The 21,127-nt window shown below is 39.1% G+C and carries 16 protein-coding genes and 1 riboswitch; of the genes, 5 read left to right on the top strand and 11 right to left on the bottom strand.

The window, feature by feature from the left end; all coding sequences use genetic code 11:
* Positions 1 to 1,003 precede the first annotated feature (1,003 nt).
* The 7 genes from ACZOVS_RS02055 to ACZOVS_RS02025 all read right to left on the bottom strand — a co-directional run bounded on the left by ACZOVS_RS02055 (position 1,004) and on the right by ACZOVS_RS02025 (position 8,607).
* Positions 1,004 to 2,074 (bottom strand): AAA family ATPase, encoded by a 1,071-nt coding sequence (locus tag ACZOVS_RS02055; protein WP_087249130.1) that lies wholly within the window; start codon positions 2,072 to 2,074, stop codon positions 1,004 to 1,006.
* A 4-nt stretch (positions 2,075 to 2,078) separates the two neighbouring features.
* Positions 2,079 to 2,453 carry a helix-turn-helix domain-containing protein gene (locus tag ACZOVS_RS02050; protein WP_087249132.1) on the bottom strand — a complete coding sequence of 125 codons (375 nt, stop codon included), beginning with the start codon at positions 2,451 to 2,453 and terminating at the stop codon, positions 2,079 to 2,081.
* A gap of 63 nt (positions 2,454 to 2,516) precedes the next feature.
* Positions 2,517 to 3,326: a hypothetical protein gene (locus ACZOVS_RS02045; protein WP_483995570.1), complete on the bottom strand. Its 810-nt coding sequence runs from the start codon at positions 3,324 to 3,326 to the stop codon at positions 2,517 to 2,519.
* Between the two features lie 169 nt (positions 3,327 to 3,495).
* Positions 3,496 to 4,611 carry a tyrosine-type recombinase/integrase gene (locus ACZOVS_RS02040; RefSeq protein WP_087249136.1) on the bottom strand — a complete coding sequence of 372 codons (1,116 nt, stop codon included), beginning with the start codon at positions 4,609 to 4,611 and terminating at the stop codon, positions 3,496 to 3,498.
* 119 nt (positions 4,612 to 4,730) lie between these two features.
* Positions 4,731 to 5,606, bottom strand: coding sequence for a helix-turn-helix domain-containing protein (locus tag ACZOVS_RS02035; RefSeq protein WP_087249138.1), 876 nt, complete (start codon positions 5,604 to 5,606; stop codon positions 4,731 to 4,733).
* Positions 5,607 to 5,890: 284 nt separating this feature from the next.
* On the bottom strand, positions 5,891 to 7,279 hold the full coding sequence (mnmE, locus tag ACZOVS_RS02030) for a tRNA uridine-5-carboxymethylaminomethyl(34) synthesis GTPase MnmE (RefSeq protein WP_483995569.1): 1,389 nt from the start codon (positions 7,277 to 7,279) through the stop codon (positions 5,891 to 5,893).
* Positions 7,280 to 7,284: 5 nt separating this feature from the next.
* Complete coding sequence (locus ACZOVS_RS02025) at positions 7,285 to 8,607, bottom strand: DUF5106 domain-containing protein (protein ID WP_483995568.1); 1,323 nt, start codon at positions 8,605 to 8,607, stop codon at positions 7,285 to 7,287.
* A gap of 89 nt (positions 8,608 to 8,696) precedes the next feature.
* Here ACZOVS_RS02025 and ACZOVS_RS02020 point away from each other — a divergent pair, with 89 nt between their 5' ends.
* Positions 8,697 to 9,737 carry an endonuclease/exonuclease/phosphatase family protein gene (locus tag ACZOVS_RS02020; RefSeq protein WP_483995567.1) on the top strand — a complete coding sequence of 347 codons (1,041 nt, stop codon included), beginning with the start codon at positions 8,697 to 8,699 and terminating at the stop codon, positions 9,735 to 9,737.
* 21 nt (positions 9,738 to 9,758) lie between these two features.
* Here ACZOVS_RS02020 and ACZOVS_RS02015 read toward each other — a convergent pair whose 3' ends face one another.
* Genes ACZOVS_RS02015 through ACZOVS_RS02005 form a run of 3 tightly spaced genes read right to left on the bottom strand, consistent with a single transcriptional unit; the run spans position 9,759 to position 14,729 of the window.
* Positions 9,759 to 12,539 carry a PD-(D/E)XK nuclease family protein gene (locus ACZOVS_RS02015; RefSeq protein WP_483995566.1) on the bottom strand — a complete coding sequence of 927 codons (2,781 nt, stop codon included), beginning with the start codon at positions 12,537 to 12,539 and terminating at the stop codon, positions 9,759 to 9,761.
* Complete coding sequence (locus ACZOVS_RS02010) at positions 12,518 to 13,255, bottom strand: sugar phosphate nucleotidyltransferase (protein WP_483995565.1); 738 nt, start codon at positions 13,253 to 13,255, stop codon at positions 12,518 to 12,520. The genes ACZOVS_RS02015 and ACZOVS_RS02010 overlap by 22 nt, the downstream gene beginning before the upstream one ends.
* Positions 13,256 to 13,262: 7 nt before the next feature.
* Positions 13,263 to 14,729, bottom strand: coding sequence for a RapZ C-terminal domain-containing protein (locus tag ACZOVS_RS02005; RefSeq protein WP_483995564.1), 1,467 nt, complete (start codon positions 14,727 to 14,729; stop codon positions 13,263 to 13,265).
* Between the two features lie 211 nt (positions 14,730 to 14,940).
* Between ACZOVS_RS02005 and ACZOVS_RS02000 the strand changes: the two genes are divergently transcribed.
* Complete coding sequence (locus ACZOVS_RS02000; protein WP_483995563.1) at positions 14,941 to 15,321, top strand: hypothetical protein; 381 nt, start codon at positions 14,941 to 14,943, stop codon at positions 15,319 to 15,321.
* 77 nt (positions 15,322 to 15,398) lie between these two features.
* Here ACZOVS_RS02000 and ACZOVS_RS01995 read toward each other — a convergent pair whose 3' ends face one another.
* Complete coding sequence (locus ACZOVS_RS01995) at positions 15,399 to 16,382, bottom strand: alpha/beta fold hydrolase (RefSeq protein WP_483995562.1); 984 nt, start codon at positions 16,380 to 16,382, stop codon at positions 15,399 to 15,401.
* Positions 16,383 to 16,580: 198 nt separating this feature from the next.
* On the opposite strand from ACZOVS_RS01995, the gene ACZOVS_RS01990 reads away from it, so the two are divergent.
* The 3 genes from ACZOVS_RS01990 to aroC all read left to right on the top strand — a co-directional run bounded on the left by ACZOVS_RS01990 (position 16,581) and on the right by aroC (position 20,950).
* Positions 16,581 to 17,762, top strand: a complete 1,182-nt coding sequence (locus tag ACZOVS_RS01990) for a trans-sulfuration enzyme family protein (protein WP_483995561.1) — start codon at positions 16,581 to 16,583, stop codon at positions 17,760 to 17,762.
* 201 nt (positions 17,763 to 17,963) lie between these two features.
* A complete protein-coding gene (locus tag ACZOVS_RS01985; RefSeq protein ID WP_483995560.1) occupies positions 17,964 to 19,865 on the top strand; it encodes a DUF349 domain-containing protein in 1,902 nt (633 codons plus the stop codon).
* A gap of 59 nt (positions 19,866 to 19,924) precedes the next feature.
* The gene (gene aroC / locus ACZOVS_RS01980) at positions 19,925 to 20,950 is read left to right on the top strand and encodes a chorismate synthase (RefSeq protein ID WP_483995559.1); all 1,026 of its coding nucleotides are present in this window, start codon (positions 19,925 to 19,927) and stop codon (positions 20,948 to 20,950) included.
* Positions 20,951 to 20,997: 47 nt separating this feature from the next.
* Positions 20,998 to 21,117, top strand: a riboswitch (FMN riboswitch).
* The last annotated feature ends 10 nt before the right edge of the window (positions 21,118 to 21,127 follow it).

Genomic DNA, 21,127 nt, shown 5'->3' with positions numbered 1-21,127 from the left:
CTCATAATGGGGCGTATGTACAGATATGCGTCATCCATTACTGTTTGGGGTTGACGGGTCATTACTATGTTTATAAGATTTACCAGATTTAATCTGATTTTTCATCTGTTCCTAATACACTACTGCCTAGTTTGAGTAAATTATGGAGATGGTTTTCAGACATTGTTGATTTGAACATATTGTGCAGATGCATCAACTAACTCTGCCAGATGTCGTATCAGTGTTTGTCGGATTCTCAAAGTGCATTTATGGCAAAGATTATCCAGTCGAGGAAATCTTGTTTACCAAAGCCCATGATAGAAATCTGCCATAACATAAGCGAATCTTTGTAGGTGAGGATACGGTATACGCATTGGATATTCCCGGCTTGGTTCCGATAGAGAGTTTGGGTATCGGCACGGCAAACCATGTTCGAAAATAGGGGAGACAAAATCAACATCATATCCAATAGTCATGGTGTTGAATTGTACAATGTCCTGCCGAATAAATCCGTATGCTTTGGTGACGATTTTCCGCTTAGATAACGATGGGTATCTTTGATGTGTTTTTGCCCTAAAGTAACAGTTCCTCGAAATTATAACTTGGTTAAACTCCTGACCTGTTCTTCTGCTGAGCTATAAGCAAAATATAAGTTGTCATAGTCGGCAATACGAGAGATAGAATCTTTTGTGCATGTCCAAATTCGACAACGATTTTCCCATGCCCAGCTTGCTGTTTCAAGTGGAACGCATCCCGCCGCCGAAAGGCTAGTGGGGTATTAGGCTCCCCCTACGGAGTTCTACTGGCACACGGGCAAGCCCGGAATGGATTGATACCACATCTCAAACAGCACGGGGTCTGTCCGGATGCCAGCGTACATACAAAAGGAAAATGGCAGATTGCACCTGCATGGTGAAACCTGCCATCACTTTGCTTTATTCTCATATCTACACCCCGGCAATAAAGTAAAGCCGGGAAATGTCACAAAAAAAATGTCACACCAATGGCGTTTTGCGGTATCGGCTCAATAATGGAAATCTCGGTTGAACCTGTATTCCTTGCCCTCTTTTACAACCATACGCATGTTGCTCAAGAATGTAGCGAGCTTAACTGCCTTATTATGTCCCAATTTTATTCCTTGTCGTCCGTAGCCATCTTTCAGCCGTTCGAGCAAGTTGTCATAGCCGTTGATATTACCGTCCTCAAAAGCGGCGTTTAGAGCGGAACGGTGCATATCCTCCGGGATTTCCTTGTAAGGGTCGAATGGCTCTTTGGATGGTCGTCCTGCCTGTCGTTTCTGTGGCTGGTAGAACTCCACCGTTTCGGGCAGGCATTCATCGTTTATCCGGAAAGCAAAAGACTCAAATTCACGGTCACGGATATGCAGGGCTTCTACCACGCTTATAGACTTGTCGTCCTTGTCCGCTTCAATCTGCATGATGGTTTCCGCCTTGTTGTTCAGTTCTGTGCCGACATGTCCCCGTGCGTGTTCATCATTCTTGTTCTGATGCAGGATGGTATGGATGTGTATCTGCCTGTCGTCAGTCCATCGCATGAGTTTGGATATTACTTCGGTGGACTCTCCGGGTGAATTGATGTCATAGACGAAATCCCGGATACCATCGATGATGACCAGTCCCAAGTCGGGTATCATGCCGATTGCCTGTTCTGTTATTGCCATTCTTATTTCGGGCGAATATTTTCGGAGTGCCAGCATCTTCAAATTGTCAGCATCACTACCTTTCGGTAGTCCTGCCAGTCTTAGGATTCTATTCAGAACAATCTGGCAATGGTTCTTACCCTGTTCCGTGTCAATGTAGAGAATCTTCCTTTTGTCTTCCGGGAAGCAGGCTCGGTAATGCAGCACAGTGCCATTTATCAGAGCAGCCGCAGTGATGGCCGAGACATTGAAGGTCTTTTTGCTTTTGGCTTTCCCGATGGATGCGCTGAAGTTCCCCAGAGTCCCGATTACGGAATCATCCACCATCAGCACGGAAGCAGATTGCTCGTATGTCCCGGTTACGCTGATGACCGATTCGTCTATGTAAGCTTTCAGTTCCTCCGGGGTAGGAATATTGTTGTTCATCTTTTCCATATTCCTACAACTCTCTTGGTTTTGCCTTATGTCTTGTCGCAGCGAGTATCTGCTCGTGTTCTTCCTCAATGCTCAGTGGCACCTGGCCTTTCCTTCCGGTCTCCAACCATTTGTCCAGTTCGTCCCGATAGACAAACAGGTGCTTGCCCTGTTTAATGGTAGGAATCCCTCCGTGCTTGGCTTTGTAATAGAAGGATGACTTAGATATTCCGAGATAGCTGCATACTTCTTCCACGGTCATGGGAACATGAAGATTTTCTTTGACTGGCGGCTCTTTGGCGAGACTTTCCTTCAGAGTATTCTCTAAACTCTCAATCTTTTCACACAGTCTGCCTACCATTTCCGGCAGGTCATTGAATGTAAGGTTTTCTTTTAGCATGACTAAACGATTTAATTGTTTAACATGCTGCAAACCAATCCAATGATATTACGCAGACTATAATCAGCAGGAACTAATTTTCTCGTCAGCAAAATTCCTCATGCAGTCAAACCGGTAGTCTTCGTTTTCAGGCACATCAATCTTGATTTTGCTTGTAACAGAGTCGCGGAGGTTCTTGGAAAGATATTCGATTGTTGCGTTTCCCAGTTCGTGTGGGAATATTTCTTTTATGAATTTTGCCCTGTCGATTAGCGGAATATCAAGTCTCTCTCCGATATTCCATGCAAAATGCCTTAGTGCCGGAGACTTGATGGGATTATCGTCTTTAGAACGGATTGGTTTGTATAATTCCGGTTGTCCGTAAGCCAAAGCATCTATGTTCTCATGGAGCGTTTCAAGTTCTTCTTTGGTGAGAAACTCTGCCATTATATATGTAGTATAGTCATGAATGGTGCTGACTATTGCAGTCCGCTTTTCTCTTTTGGTACGCTCCAGTTCTTCCATCCGTGCGTCATATTTTTCAAGATAGGAAGGTCTCTGCACTACAACATTGACCGTACTGGCTGTATTGTCTGGTTGCGAGAATTCATCGAGGTTGTCTATATCTATCTTCAATGCAACGGCTTCTGTCTTGATAGAAGTATTCCAGCCAAAAGAAAGATAGTTTTTGGCGAGCAGTGAGCAGAACAGGCGTTGTAGTGCAGCGCATGTTAGGATTGTCACTACCGTTCCAATTACAAATGGGGCGGAGTAGCTAATTAAGTCAATCTGATGATTCTTATGCAATATTGTGGCAACTGTTGCGAAAATGATGCATATCACACTAAGGACAATGCTTACTTTTTTGATGGTGTGTCTGTTGTTATCTGCCATAGACTATCGTTATTTGAAATTTTACTACGACAAAATTAGATGCCCGTTTGCAGATAGTAATAAATAACGATAGAAAATCAATCGGGAATTAAGAAAAAATATGGTTAGAATATGATTTTGCGCTGAAAATCATATTCTAACCGATAAAAATGGGGCAATGACAAGCTGGTCAGCCCTTCCTCGTCAAAGTGATTTTAGTGGTCGCTTCACGCTTGTTGCTGTCCACGACTTTCATATAGCGTTGCGTGGTAGTAATACACTTGTGAGCCATCATGCTTTGAATGGTACGGATATCTGTCCCTGCAGCAGCTTGCAAGGTGGCGAATGTTCTACGATATGAGTGGAAAGTTATGTCCTTCGTGATTCCGGCAGAACGGATCCATTCTTTCATCGGATGTTGTGTCCAACTCCGTTTCAGCCCTTTGAAAACCAGTCCTGTCTTTTCCGAACTGTAACCTATCAGTCTCAACGCTTCATCGCTTATCGGGATGATGTCCTCTGTCTTTGTTTTTTGCGTGATGGTATGAACACATTTTCCTCCGGCGGCAAAGTCAACGATTTCTTCCCAGCAAAGGGAAAGCACATCACTGAGCCGCAGGCTGGTCAGACACGAAAAGAGGGAAGCGGTTTTCAGAACAGGTATCTTGCATGGTGTCTCGGCCAGTCTGTATAGTTCTTCGACCGACAGATAGTCTTTTGCGATATCTTCTGTTTCAATCTTGTCCAGAAAGTCATTGACATTGGTCTTGATCATCCTGTTACGATAGAGGATCTTCAGGAATCCTCTGAATGTAGACCAATAACCCGCAGCGGAGTTTCTTGAAACCGGCCTGTTCCGCTTTAGCTGCCTTGCGTTAAGCAGGTATTCACGGAATTTATTGCAAAGGTCGATATCAATCTCTTCGAAAGTACATTTGCCATGAACGAAGTTGTAGAAGTGCTGGTACACAAACGCCCATTTTGGGTCGTGTTTGCGTAGTTGCTTGCGGTAATATTCCAGAAAATCGGATTTGAACTTATGCTTGTCAAAGAAATCATACCGTTCATTTACGATAGCTTCGAACCTCCGGCACCGGATGGCTTCCGCCTTTTCCGACATGGCGGCGTTGAAGTCGCGTTCACGCTGGTTCTTCGGATTGGCATAGATATAAATGTTCAATCCCTCATGCCGGATGGTCTTCATCGTTTCCTGATCCCGGTAGCCCGGATAATAATCAAGGTAGAAAGACAGCATACCTTTCTTCAAAGGGCGTGTCCTCAATGTAACTGTTTTGCATTCTGACATAATGATGAATATTAAATGGTTATAACTGACTTTTGCTGCGAAAATCTTTAATGATGTTATGCAGACCGTAATCAGCAGGAAATAATTTCCAGATAATTACAGTCGGTTGCATTTAGCCACTAACGGGCTCCCATGATGTGGTCAAATTCCACTTTCAGAAAGCGCACGAAGCGGCCCTTCTTCTCCCGTTTGATTTCGTGGAATTGCAAGATGCCGTAAACCGAATCCCGTGTGAGGTTGTATTTCTTCATGGCTTCCTGCACAGTGTAATATTCTGATGAATCCTCTTCGGCGGTCTGTTTGGACAGGTCGAAATGAAGTTTGGAGTAGAATATCTGCCCGTGCTCTTTCTTTGAAGGTATGTTGTTGCGATAGACATGAGAGCGGATGGCGACCCGTGTCATGCCGTACTTCTTCTCAATCTCTTCGGGAGTGTACCATTCCGTCAGGGCATCGTCCGTCTTGTACTTGGCAAATACCGCATCAATGTGTTTCTTGCTATAATAGTTGAACTGGCGAATTTTAACCTTTGGAACATCATGCTCTCTGGTGTATGTCCATACCCATTTGGTGTTTACCTTATATGTCTCCGCTATTTGTTCGGCGGTATAGTATTCGGTAATGTCGACATCATCTTTGGGCTTGACGCTTTCGTAGGGTTTTGTTTTCAGCATCAATTCGATGTCGCTTCTGCGGATGAGAGACATTCTCGAACTCAGTCGGGAAGCACGGAGTTTGTCTTCTTTCACCAACTTGTAAACATACTGACGGGAGACACCCATCAGTTTGGCCGTTTGGGAAAAAGTGAAGTATTCCTGACTCTCCAGCTTTTTCTTTACTTCAACCATTTCCTGAATTTGCCGTAGTTCCATTCTCCGCTCTTTCATGCGGTGTTTGTAACCTCTTTTAGAGCATTGCGGACTGCAATAATTTGTGGTGGTCTTTTGCGCAATAAAAGGCTTACCGCACCATTGGCAGATTCTTTTTACTTCCATGTCGTTTGTCCTCCATATTTTCGTTAAACATGAGCTTTTTACAGCTTGGATAATTTCCCTTTTTGTCTACTCACGTAAACCATTGTCAACACACGTCAACTACTGCGTCAGTGTGACATCGGGGTCAAATCTCGATTTGTTTCGTGGTAGAAATACGGTAGAAAAATAGGGTGAACAACTGTCTCCGACTACTGTCAGCCGGATTTTGGACAAATAAAAAAGCCGCTGATTTACAGCGGCTTCGTTATAGTTGGTTCTAATTCGTTGCAGTCAGTTATGCGCAATCACTTTCCAATACAAAACCTGCTGAACACTGATTGCAGCACGTCGTCGGTTGTTATCTCGCCGGTTATGCTGCCTAAATGAAATAGGGCAGCCCTTATGTCGGTAGTCATAAGGTCGGTCGGTATGCCGTCATCCATGCCTTTTTCTATAGCTTCGAGGTCGGAATATGTACGTGTCAACGCTTCATGATGCCTTACATTGCTCACAATGACATCTTGTTCTGAATACATCTTTTCTGCCTGTGATGCAAGCATGTCCGTTATCTGCTGTATGTTGTCCTTTTTCTTTGCCGATATGTAAACGACATCGATATTGGGGATATTTATCTCGAGCGATGTATTTTTGTCAAGCAAGTCCGTCTTGTTGGCTACCAAAATAAAATGTTTGTCCTTGTTGTTTATATATTGTTCGAACTCTTTAAGTTCCATTATGTCGAACTCTGTGATGTTGCACATATACAATATTATGACAGCCTCGTTCATCTTGCGGTAAGTACGTTCTATGCCAATGTTTTCCACCACGTCGTCAACTTTACGCAGGCCGGCAGTGTCTATAAAACGGAAAGTATGGCCGTTGATGACGTATGTGTCTTCTATGCTGTCGCGTGTAGTGCCCGGTATATCGCTTACTATGGCACGGTCTTCGTGGAGCAGTGCATTCAACAAGGTGCTTTTTCCTACATTGGGTTTACCTACTATGGCGACAGGAATGCCGTTTTTAATGGCATTGCCGGTCTTAAAGCTGTCTGTCAACTGTTTGATTTCTTGTTTCAAAGATTCTATCAAGACTTTGAATCGTTCTCTGTCGGCAAACTCCACATCTTCTTCCGAGAAGTCCAACTCCAGTTCTATCAATGCGGTAAAATCTATCAGCTGTTGTCTGAGTTCGTTGATTTTCTTGGAGAAGCCTCCTCGCATCTGAGCCACTGCCATGTCATGAGCCTCTCTCGAACGGCTCGCAATGAGGTCTGCCACCGCCTCAGCCTGAACCAAATCCATCTTCTTGTTGGCAAAAGCTCTCATGGTATATTCTCCTCCACGGGCAAGACGTGCTCCTCTCTGTACGAGAAGCTCCATGATGCGTTGCTGTATGTATTGTGAACCATGACAACTTATCTCAACGCTGTCTTCTCCGGTATATGAATGCGGAGCCTTGAAAAATGTCATCAGCACATCATCTACAGCAGTGTCCTCATCAGGGTCTTTTATCTCGCCATAATAAACACCGTATGCTCTTATGTCGTTTATGTTCAACGTCTTGCCGTGTCTTGTAAATATAGACAAGGCAATCTCGTGGCTGCGTGGTCCCGACAGACGTATCACGGCAATGGCTGCCGTTCCTGACGCAGTAGAGATGGCACAAATGGTATCTTCTCCAAAAATATTCATGATCTTCACTTTATAAACAACTCAATCTGTTCTGCCTTGATTTTTTTTGCAATTATTCGCTTCTCGCTATCTAACACATATATTAAAGGTGTCGTCTTAATGTCGTACAAAGATATCAAATCTTTTTCTTGTGACAAACAGCCACCGACGCAAATCCATGATACATTGTCAAAACAATATTCATTGCCGGCATCGTCTTGCGACAAATTGACGGCATAAATGATGATGTCGTTCCTCCGCGTCACTGTCTCGTTTAATATTCTTTTCTCCTTTTTACATAAAGGACAATCCGGATTATAAAAATATACTATGGTATATGGCGATTTTATATCATAAAGTTCATGCGTTTCTCCGTCAATACCTGTACATGACATTTGCGGCGCTTTCACTCCAAGTAAGAGACCTTTCAATACTTCGGCTCTGTCTATCATCATTTTTTTAATATTTTCCGTTACGTTTTCAATGTCTGAAACGGCGAAATAATTCTCTACAAGATGTACATAAACTGCATCGAGATTCATGTATTTTGTAGTCTGATATTTGGAATACAGATACCATAATATGAAATCCCGTACTTTGGTGTTGTTTTCGGCTCTTTTTATCAACTTGTCTGTCTCTATGATGATAATATCAGGATTCACCGGCAACATGACATCGAAAAAATAATCCAATTTATTCTCTATCAAAGGATAATTCAATACATTTTCATCATAGAAAGGGAAAAAATCCCAATAATGGAGTCTGAGATAGAGTAGGGAATCTTCCGCAGAACGCAAACTGTCCGGCAGTTCAGGTTGCATAATGGAAAGTATAAAAGTGTTTAAAAACGAATCCTCGTTTTTCCGTAAAAGAGATTTTTGATACATATTGAGCGTTTTTCTCAATGAATCCATTCTCAACACATTGCCGGGATTATATTGCATCTCGCTTTCCAACGCTTTGAGATACAGATTGACATGTTGTGCTTCTTTCATGAGGTCGAAGTAGGAAGACGTCTCTTCAGAACCTTTGACAGTTATGGAATTGTACGATTCAATGTCTTTAATGTCAATGGTAAACTTCTTGTCATTACCGATGAGAAACTCTAAAAGATATTGTTTTTTCGAATCTGTAAGAACATAAATACCGGGATTGATGTCTTTGTTGCGGAATACGACTTTGTTTTTATGGCAAAATCCGGTGTCTGCTACGGTTATTTTCTTGCCTTTGTAGCCCATTAGATAGAATATGCTGTCATATTCTTTGTCGAGGATAATCCTTATTTCAGACTGTGCCGAAACTAATAAAGGTGACAACGACAATATTATGATGAGCCAAAGACGATTCATAAAAATTTTTAACATAACGCACAAAAATACTTCAGATTATTGACAACACAAAAATATTCTTTATTTTTGAATACCAAAATTTATGAAATATGAAATCATCGAAGTTACCAAAAGTAGTTTTGTATTTCTGTTTATTTGTCGCATTATGCCATAAATCTCATGCACAGTGCCATGACACTTTGAGAGTGGCTTTTTGGAATCTTGAAAACTTTTTCGATACTTTTGTTGACAGTACACGGAAATACAACGAATTTACAGTATCCGGAAGTAATAGATGGACGCCGTCACGATTTTATAAAAAACGCAATAATATTTACAAGACGCTTTTACATCTTTCCCAAGGAAAGGCTTTGGCTTTGTTAGGTGTTGCAGAGGTGGAAAACGAATATGTACTTAACAGGATATTTTACGATACTCCATTGAAAAGATTTAATTACAGATATGTACTGTATGAATCCGAAGACAGCAGGGGCATTGATGTTGCTTTGGCTTATTGTATGGATAAACTACAACTCGTTTATAGTGAAGCGATACCTTTGAATGACGGAGTTGAACGTACAGTGTCGCGCGACATTTTATATACAGTGTTCAGCGACAGAAAAGGGGATACGTTGCATTGTTTTGTAAATCATTGGCCTTCGCGTTATGGAGGTGAGATGGAGACGATAAACAAAAGAGCTTTGGCTGCAAGAGTGTTGCGCCATAGGATAGACTCTTTGATTTCATTGCCCCGGACTGTCCCTAAAATTATCATAATGGGAGACTTTAACGATACTCCTGACGATGACAGTATTTATAAAGTATTGAAAGCAAAGTCTTTAAACAGTCTTTCAAAAGATGATATTCTTGTTAATCTTTTTACAAAATCTGAAGATCTGGGATTCGAAGGTACATTGAAACATCAATACAGATGGCAGATATTCGATCAAATAATTATAAGTAGCAGTCTGCTTTATGATGAAAATGAACTGCATTATATAAAAGGCAGTGCAGCCATATTTCATACTGATTATCTGTTTGTTAAAGATGAGACTTATGGAGGCCTAAAACTTTACAGGACTTATTCCGGACCAAAATATCACGGCGGATTCAGCGACCATCTGCCTGTATATATGGACCTTGCAAAATAAGCAGGGAAACAGATACTTATATCAACGTTTGCATATAACTTTGAAATCGCAATAAGTACAATGTGAAATGTCTTCTGTCTTGCTGAAAGGCTTGGCACGGTCGAATAATTCTGTGAACAACTCGTTGAAGACGGTTTCGCATTCATTAACAAAACTTTTATCAGGATGAATGCCGGTATCTATTTTCAATTCGAAGAGTCCTTTGCTGAGTCTCTGCATGCCAAAGATGCCGGCTGTCACATTATTCGGCATCACATCAACATTATTCTTGATATACAGATATTTGTATATCAACAGTTGCATGGCTTTATCTGAAATATCCGCAAAGTCTTTCTTTCCTATATTCAAGTCTGATTCATCTACTTTGCCGGTCTTGTAATCTATTACTCTTATATTGTCACCTACTTTGTCCATACGGTCGTAACGTCCTGACAATTTGATATTTTCATTATTATATTTAAAGTTATACTCCAACTTGCCTTCAAGACCTAATATGGTGATACTTCCATGTTTTTCCAAAAATTTTTCTTCAGCATTCAAAAATGATTCTAATATTCTGTTTATTACTTTTCCTATCAGATAATTGAATCCGTTATTTGGAAGTCCCTGATTGAAATTGTTTTTTTCAAGAGATTTTTTAAAACTTTCATTTATAAGTTTTTCTCTGTTTTTCTTGAAAGAATCTATTGTTATCGTCCCGTTTTCACCTTTTAAGGCATCATAAAATATATCCAATGTGTCATGCACGATATTGCCAATGACATTGGATTGTATCACCTCATCAAGAGTATTCACTGTTTTTTCATCTATATAAACATATTTAAAATAAAACTGCAATGGACAATTTCTGTATATCGAGATAGAAGAGGGTGTAAGACCTTCTTTTGAGCATTTATTCATTATTTTTGAAAGTATCTCATCATTTTTAATTATCTCAATACTGTTTTCCTGATTTATTTGAGGAACTTCGGCAGTGGTGAAAAGAAATTCTTCGATTTTTACATTTTTATTTTTAGCGTATTCCGTTTTGATTTGTTTCAAAAATCTGCTTGCTTCGCCCTGTTTTACTCCTTGTGTCGAACTGTTGTAATACAGGTTTATATTTTTGGCATTGTGAAACAAATGGAAGAAATTGTAAGCGTTGACAGCTTGAATATTTTTGTATGTAGGCATATTGAATGCCATCTTTAAATCGAATGGAATCAGACTGCTGTAGCTTTTGCTTTGAGGAATGACACCTTCATTGACATCGAGGATATGAACATTGTCGAAATCTATATTTCTCGTTTCCAACATCCCCATAATCTGCAAACCATCTGAAGCTCCTTTTAAATTCAACTTGGTTTCCTGCGACACTTGCTTGAAAAATAATTGTAAGTCAACAAGTTGAATGATTACGTCATATTTCTTGATGACATTGTACATTTTGTTTGTTATTTTATCGGCAGTGACAATCTGGTTTCTCAAAAAATAATCTTCAGATTTTGTCAGCGACAATGAAAATCCAAGTATGTCCTTCAAATTTTCAAGAAAATCTATATTGTTGCTGTATTTTTTGGTTATCAAGTCAATAAATTTACATATTTTGTCGTCTCTCAAGTCATTTAAACTTGATTTTTCAACATTGAAGATATTTTTGCTCGTTAAATCTTCTATCCAGGACGATAATTTTTTTAACTGTGTGTTATTAAAAACGAGTTTTACAAATTCCAAATTCAGTATATGGGATAACGACCATAGATAAATATTATCATTGGTTTTGCTTAATCTCCTGTGAAAGTTGAACAGTTGTAATATGAAATTAAACACCGGGGTTTTGTTGAAAGGATAACCCATGGTAACATGTATGCTTTTGTATGTATCCGGAATGGAATTCAGTACGGGTATCAACATGTTTTCATCAGGTAAAACTACAACGGTATTGTTTTCATTTTTCGTTTTGTCGAGTTGAACCATTAGAGCATTGGCTTGAAGTGTAGCTCCGGAAGTTTCTATTATGTTGATAATTTTTTCCTCCGTTGTCATATTATCTGAGACGAAATTTACTGGAATGTTGGGGTGTCGTTTAGAAAATTCTCTAACAAGTTTGCCGGCTTCTTGCATCTCATCGTTATAATAATATGAATCCACATCCCAAAGTATGGCAGCTTTGCCTGTTTCCACAAGTCTCACAATAACTTCTTCTTCAGTACGTGTCAACGAGTTGAATCCGGCGAACAAAACCTTTTTGTTTTTGACAGCCTTATCAATCAATTCCTCAACACTTAACTCTGCCAAATGCCGTGATATCATTCCATAGTATCCTTTTTTTTCTGACAATAATTTATCCCTCAACTTTATATAATAGGTATATAAAGACTCGTAAAATTTGATGTAACCGCTTTCTATTTCATTTGTTTCATCAGGAGACCAAGCATCGATTTCTTTTATATTCAGCAAATTTCCGAACAAATTCTTTGCATCGACTTTATAGGAATCTATCTCGTTGAAATCTTTCAACATCTGTGATGCCAATCCGAAAAATCCATTGTCCAAAGTATTTTTATTATTGAGAATCATCTCAATCTCTAAAATATCAAAAATGATTTTGTCGTTATCGATGAGCGACAGTCCGCTCCATTCAGCGAAAGCCTCTTGAACCGACATTATATTGGGCAGCCAAACAGTATCATGTATTTCAGCGACAAGCTCTTTTCTGAGAAAAAGCGCAGCTCTTTTATTTGGAAATATTATATTCAAGACATCATTCCTGAGGTCATAGTTGTTTTTGACATACTCAACTATCTTTTTTGTAAAAGCCATGATTCAGCCTCCTTCAATTTTTCTTTGGTACCTATGTCAAACCAAAATAACGGATTGACAGGCATTGATTTAATACTGTGTCTTGCTGCCATTTCGGTATATAAATCGAATACATAACAGGGTTTTATCTCAAATTCTGCAAAATATTGCGGTTTTATCAAATGTATTCCGGAAAAAGCATACAAATGTCTTGTTGTGTCTCCCGTTTCTTTCAACGTAGGTTCTTCCATGACAACTCTTTCCAAGAAATTGTCATTTGCATCAAAAGCCAACATTCTGCGACTTTTACGTTTTTGCGTAAACAGCCATACTGCATCTTCAGATTTTACAAATGATTGATAATATGGCATGAAATCAATGTCGCTTATTATATCGACATTGTGAATCAAGACTGCTTCACTGCATTTGAAAAAGGGCAAGGCTTTCAATATTGCACCTCCGGTATCCATCAACTCATTACTCTCATCTGAAATGTCGATGACAATGTCATGATAATTCATCTTGCTGATGAACGTCATTATTTGATTGGCAAAATGATGTACATTAATGACGAAATGGTCGAATCCCTGACATATTAGATTATCTATGATAATATGCAACATGGGTTTGCCATTTAAGGGCACCAATGCTTTAGGCATGGATTGAGTGAGTTCCTTGAGTCTCGTTCCCATGCCGGCAGCCGGAATGAAAGCCGTTTTGTGTCCACCATTATTCATAATATTGTCATGTTATCACCGGTTCAAAAACATGATATTTCTGTTGTGCCAAATGTCTGAGAACGACTTTTACATCCGGATATTTGCCGACTAAATATTCTGCCGTTTTTTGTGCAAAATAAACCGACCGGTGTTGTCCTCCCGTACAACCGAAATTAATCATAAGATTATTAAATCCTCTGGTTCTGTAGGTGTCAATACCCAATGTCACCATTTCCTTGACATGGTAGAAGAAATCCATAGCTTCCGGTATCTTCTCTATGAATTCCTGTACGTCTTTATCCAATCCGGTATGGGACTTGAACATGTCAATACGTCCCGGATTCGGCAATATTCTGCAATCGAAGACAAAGCCGCCTCCATTGCCGCTGAAATCAACGGGACAGCCTCCATCTCTGAATGAGAAACTGCTGATTGTCACCGTCAGACCATTATATTCTTCTTTCTTGTATTTGTCATGCAGCTTGTAAAATTGAGAGAAAACACTGTCTAACTCCGGCGTCACAAAGGGCAACTTCAACGCTTCCGTCTGTTTTGTCAATTCATCTACCGCATACGAAATGCTCTCGATGAAGTGAGCCTTCTTTTGCAACAAGCCTCTGAATCCGTAAGCTCCAAGAACCTGCATAAGTCTCAGGACAACAAATGCCTGAAAATAATTGTCGAAATTCAAAGAAGACATATCAAAACGTTCGGACAAGACCATTTTGTAATGTCTTACAAGTTCATCTCTCAACTTTTGAGGCAGACATGCTTTAACCTGATACAAAAGAGATGCCACATCATATTGCAATGGTCCTTTCCTTCCACCTTGATAATCGATAAAAAACGGCTTTCCGCCTTTTATCATGATGTTACGTGACTGAAAATCTCTATACATGAAAAAATCTGACGGAGCCTCCGCTAAAAACATGGCAAGTTTTTTGAAATCTGCATTGAGTCTGACTTCATTGAAGACAATTTCAGAATGTATTTTCAGAAAACAGTATTTGAAATAGTTTAGGTCTTCAAGAATAGATTCCACATCGAAACAAGGCGTCGGCATAGCTACGGAATAATCTAATCCTTTATGACCATCTATCTGAAAAACAACAAGATGTGACAAAACATCTTTATATAGATTTATGGTCTCGTCGTCAAAAACACCATTGTCAAGGCATTTTTTTACATGATTGAACAAGTTGTCATCTCCTAAATCTTCTTGAAGATAAATATCTCTACCTTCATTAACTGCCAACAATTTTGGTACAGCTAATCCGATATTGTAAAAATGTTCAGTAAAAGTAAAAAAAGCCTCGTTTTCTTCGATATTGTCATTAAATACCCCAATAATTGTTTGATTATCAGTAAATATTCTGTAATAGTGACGAGAAGAACCTGATAATGGAAGGGTATTGATGCCGGTGATTTCTTCCCCGGTCGATATTTTTGTCAACTTTCGCAAAACATCATATATCTCAATGTTGTTTCTCATCAGACAGTTTTTTGTTTAAGCGTTACAAAAATAGTGATTTTTAGAAAATATTGGCAGAAATGATTTTATAATTTTATTGATATAAATTTTGAATTTGCTTTTATTGCAAACATTTTGTAAATTTGCAATTAAAAAAGGTGTGAATTGTATGTTTATTTCTATATTTTATTTTTTGAAAAAAATTATTATATAAACATTTAATTTTTTTAATATGAAAAAAACATTGTTTATAATTGTAATGATGGTGGTTTCTTCGTTTTGTGTTTGTGCTTATGCACAAGTCAACGATAAGGAAATCAAGAAATCGGACCCTCAGAATGAACCAAAAGTTGTTAACAAAGCTGATCCTGAGGTTAACACAAAAGTCGAAGTCCGACCGGAGGATTTGGACAAACCGGAACCTGGTCCAAAAGACAAGGTAAGACCGGAAGACTTGGACAAACTCAAACCGGCTCCTAAAGACAAGGTGAGACCGGAAGACTTGGATAAACCGGAACCTGGTCCAAAAGACAAGGTAAGACCGGAAGACTTGGACAAACCAAAACCTGAGAAAGATAAAAAGCCCGCTCCCAAACCACGGAAGAGAGTTTGATTTTTTTGATTATCGACAATAAAATTCGGTGGTGTGTCATTCATGATTTACACCACCTTGATTTTTTAATGTTTATTTTATTTGTTCCAATAATTCAATGTTGCTAAGATATCATTCCAAACTTTTTCTTTCTCAATTTCGTTAAGAATTTCATGCCTCATATTATCATACAATTTGGAATGGACATTGGAATAGCCTCTTTTTTCCATAAACCTTACAGCTTTGTTGAATTTGCATTGATTTACAATACAAGGATCATCCTTTCCGGCAATAAATAAAATTGGCAATTCGGGATTTTCCATTTTCCAGTTCTCTTTATCGTATGTGTCGCGCATAAGACGGAAAAGATTCTCAAAACCATTGGTAGTAAAGACAAAATTACACAAAGGATTGTCATCATACTGATTTACTATATCAATATCAGTACAAATCCATGAGTTGGAAGATGTGGCATCTTTAATGTTTTTGTTAAAAGAACCGAATGATAGTTTATGTAGTTTTTCCGAACGGTAATGGTCTCCATATTTGCGTGCCGCTTTGGCAGACAAACGTATTCCTACACCGGATGCAATATTGTAACTCGGACTTCCGCATACTATCAGACCATCAAGATTTTTATCATAACGCTTAGTATAAGACCGTACTACCATTGAACCCATACTATGTCCGAAAAGATATAAAGGTACTTCCGGATATTGTTGTTGCATCCATTCTCCGATTTGAATAGCATCGGCAATCATTGCCTCATAGCCTCCATCATAAAAATAGCCCAAGTCGTCGGAAGACAAGATAGAGGCACCATGCCCTCTATGGTCATGAATAACACACGCATATCCGTTATTTGCCATAAATTCCATAAAAGGTATATACCTTTCTTTATGTTCAGCCATACCATGAACGATCTGTAAAATGCCTTTTACTTTTGCATTGTCCGATGTTACAACCATTACACTTAACGGCAACCCGTCGGTGTCGCTTTCGACTACATATTTTTTCTGTTCCGCATTGACATCAATAAAAAATAAAACGGTTAATGTCAATAATATGAAAAGCCTATTCATGATTTTATGTTTGATTTGAGATACTTTGTTTTTTATTGCAAAAGTATAAAATAAAACAGAAAATGAAGTTATGATAAAGTTAAACGTATTATTGTCCGGAAAAATATTTCTCATATCATATAGTTTGATAGAATCTTTATTTGCGAATCATAAAAATAATGTAATTTTGCAGATGAAAAAGAATTAAAAAATATCATCATGGATAACGAAAAAGAATATGGCTTTAACTCAAAAGCCGTTCATGCAGGTGCAATAGACTGCTTTGGTAGTGCCGTGACACCTATTTTCCAGACTTCAACATTCCGTTTCAAGGATGCAGAACATGGAGCAAGATGTTTTTCCGGCGAAGAAAAAGGATATATTTATACCCGAATAGGCAACCCCTCGATAACAGAATTGGAGGATGCTGTAGCAGCATTAGAAGGTGGTTTCGGCAGCGTCGCTGTAAGTTCAGGCATGGCTGCAGTAAACACAGTATATCTTACTTTTCTCTCACAGGGTAAACACCTTGTGGCTCATAACTCATTGTATGGTCCTTCACGCGGTGTCATGGAGACTATATATCCCAGATTTGGTGTGGAATCTACTTTTGTCGATGCTACTGATGTCGATAATGTGAAAAATGCCATACGCCCTAATACAGCATTAATATATCTCGAGACTCCGGCTAATCCGACAATGGGAATTATGGATATAGAGAAAATATGCAAGATAGCTCATGAACACAATATCCCTGTCTGTGTAGATAATACGTTTTGCAGCCCTTATCTGCAACAACCGTTGGCATACGGCGCTGACGTGGTTTTGCATTCCATGACCAAATTTATCAACGGTCATGCCGATATTGTAGGAGGTATTGTTATTGCCAAAGAGAAAGAGACATATACTAAATTACGTAATATCATGGTCAATATGGGATTCAACATGGATCCACATCAGGCATGGCTCACACGTCGCGGTCTCAAGACTCTTGCCTTACGTATAGAAAAAGCTCAGGAAAATGCCCGTAAAGTGGCTGAATATCTTGAGAATCACCCGAAGGTTGACTGGGTCCTTTATCCCGGTCTTAAATCACACCCTCAATATGAACTTGCACAACGTCAGATGAGAGGTCCCGGTTCTATGATAACATTCAGTCTGAAAGGCGGAATAGAAGCCGGAAGAAGAATGATGAATAACGTACATTTAGCACTCCTCGCTGTCTCTTTGGGTGGTATAGAAACTCTTATTCAGCATCCGGCAAGCATGACGCACTCCAAGCTATCTAAAGAAGCTCGCGAAAGTGCCGGCATTACCGACGGCTTGATACGTCTGTCTGTTGGTATTGAAGAAGTGGAAGATATTATCGCCGACCTGGCACATGCCCTCGAAATGGCATGACACTGATGTTTTTTGAGTGTTTTTTACGCTGCAACGATAAAATTATTTGCGAATTATTTTTTTGCATGAAATATTTTTTATCTTTGCAGCGTAATTGTTTGTGAATATGTATTTGATACGATCTTATATTCCACTAAAAAACAATGGTATTATCTAAGATAAATAATTAAACCTTAAAAGGTTACATATAAATAACAAGATATGAACGCTACTGAACGTAAAGAAATTGTAGAGCTGATTCAGCCTAACACATTGCCTGACGCTGTTAAAATAAATGTAAATACAGCCGATTCGACAATTAAATCCGAAATTGAAATGATTCCTCAGGATGAAGAAGTTGTTGACTTGTCTCTTGGTGTGGAGGAAATAGAAGAAGAGGAGAACTCCGATTTCGATTTTTCCAACCTCAACAAACTACAACTTGTTGAACTTCTCGAAGCTACCGTTCAGGATGCCGACGTGGCAAAAATTAAAGATAAAGTCACGAATATCAAAGTTAATTTTACTAGACTTAATAAGGAAGACCGCGACAGAGAACTCGCTCAATTCCTTCTCGATGGTGGCGAAAAAGAAAATTACGAACATTCAGAAGACCCATTGGAGATTCGTTTTAAGGCTGCATTCGATATTTATAGAGATAATAAAATCAAATTCAACGAAAACCTCGAAAAACAAAAACAGGAAAATCTTCAGTTGAAACTCGGTATTATTGAGGAACTGAAAAATCTTGTCAATTCAAATGAGACGTTGAAAAAGACATACGATGAATTTAGAGCATTGCAGGATAAATGGAAAGAAATAGGCCAAGTGCCTATGACTGAGGTCTCCAACCTGTGGAATAGTTATCATTTCTTCGTTGAGAAGTTCTATGATAAGGTGAAAATCAACCGTGAACTTCGTGACCTCGACCTTAAAAAGAATCTTGAATCAAAATTGGAACTTTGTGCCAAAGCAGAAGAATTGCTGACTGAGAAGTCTCTTACCAAAGCCTTTAAACTCTTACAGAAATATCATGACGAATGGAAAGAGATAGGTCCTGTTCCTCAAGACAAAAAAGAAGAGATATGGGAACGTTTTAAAAATACAACCGACAAAATCAATCAGATTCGCCGTGACCATTATTCCAAGATACAGGAAGAGCAACAAGCTAACTATAACGCAAAAGTCGCTATCTGCGAAAAGATAGAAAGTCTGCTCGCAGAACCTATCAACTCTATTTCTGCCTACCAAAAGAAAACCGATGAGGTTAACAAACTCTTTAATGAGTGGAAAGAAATAGGTTCCGCTCAAAAGAAACAAAATGATGAGGTTTGGGAACGCTTCAAGTCATCAATGGATACTTTCTTCAAAAATAAGAAACAACATTTCAGCGATATGAAGTCTCAACAGATGGAAAACTACAACAAAAAGTTGCAACTCTGTGCTGAGGCTGAGAAACTTTTAGAGTCCAAGGAATGGAATAAAGATGCTGAAAGAATGAAGAAACTCCAAGAAGAATGGAAATCTATCGGTCCGGTGCCGAAACGTCATTCTGAGAAACTTTGGAATCGTTTTCATACAGTATGCGATACTTTCTTCAAAAATAGATCCGAATTTTTCTCCGGTATAAAAGGTGAGGAAGATGAAAACCTTAGACTGAAAAAAGAATTGATAGAACGTATTAAAGCATACGAAATCCAAAATGAACGTAACGATAATATGGAAGCTATACGTGCTTTCCAAAAAGAATGGAATGCCATAGGTTATGTTCCAATAAAAATGAAAGAATCTATCCAAACAGAATACCGTGCTGCCATAGATTCTATATTTGAGAAAATGAAACTGTCTGAAGATGAGACTTCAGCAGCCATATTCCGCAATATGGTCGAGAATCTGAAAGACGATCCCGACGCACGTAACAAGATAAAGAAAGAACGTCTTAATATTACTAACAGAATCAATAAAATACGTGAGGAGATAAGTATTCTCGAAAACAATATTGGATTTTTCTCCAACAGCAAACAGTCTGAAATCATGAAAGCTGAATATGAGAAGAAAATCAATAAGGCTAAAGCCGAAGTCAAATCTTTGGAAAAGAAATTGATAATACTTAGCGAGCAGTAAAATAATTTTAACATGGAAAAGCTGCCATTGTGCAGCTTTTTTTTATTAATATTTGAAACATGAATGTCAATACCATAGGTAAGTTGTTTTGTCTTACGACGTTTGGCGAGTCTCATGGGATGTCGATAGGTGGCGTCATAGATGGTTGTCCCTCTGGACTTATCATAGATAATGAAATGATAACACTGGAACTTGAAAAACGCAAGACCGGTAATGATACTGTTGTTTCTGCACGTAAAGAGCCTGATGAGGTCCAATTCGTGTCCGGACTGTTTGAAGGAAAGACAACGGGTGCTCCTATAGCTTTCTTCATAAAGAATGAAGATCATCACTCTTCGGATTATGAAAATATAAAAGACGTCTTTCGACCTTCCCATGCCGACTATACCTATTATAAGAAATATGATATTCGTGATTACAGGGGAGGAGGACGTGGTTCTGCCCGCACATTGCTGCCTTGCGTTGTGGCTGGTTGTATAGCTCGTCAGATATTGAATATGAATGATATTGTTATATCTTCTTCCGTAATCCGTATAGGAAATCATACTTCAGACAGTGGATTTTCTGCTGATGAGATAAAGGTCATATTAGCAGAATATAAAGATAAGAACGACACAGTAGGCGCTGTGGTTCACTGTGAGATACATAACATTCCTGTCGGACTCGGAGAACCTGCCTTTTACAAGTTTCATGCTGTCCTGGCACATGCCATGATGAGTATCAACGCAGCCAAAGGCTTTGAATATGGTGACGGTTTTAATGCAGCTTCCATGTCAGGCTCTGAATGCAACGACTCTTTCATCTGCCATGATGCTCAGATACATACTGATAGTAACCATTCCGGAGGAATACAGGGAGGTATCACCAATGGCGAAACAGTTTGTTTTAATGTGGCATTCAAACCTATACCTTCTGTTATGCTTCCGCAAAATACCGTAGATGTCAAGGGAAATCCTGTGGTTATCAATATCAAAGGACGTCATGACGTATGTGTGGTGCCCCGTGTGCTGCCAATAGTAGAGGCACTGACAGCAATGGTGACACTCGATTTTGTCTTGTTGAATAAAATTTCTCGTCTCGTTTAATTTTTTTAATATTTTGTGTTGCATCTTATAAATAATGTTTATCTTTGCAATGTCTTCAGGGCAAGGTGAAATTCCTTTCCGGCGGTGATAGTCCGCGACTTCCTTATGGAACTGATTCGGTGAAATTCCGAAACCGACGGTGATAGTCCGGATGAGAGAAGACTTTGGTTTTTCATT

The organism is Candidatus Limimorpha avicola (genome assembly GCF_056978975.1).
The sequence above is the reverse complement of the archived record's forward strand: the minus strand, read 5'-3'. Positions and strand labels throughout refer to the sequence as shown.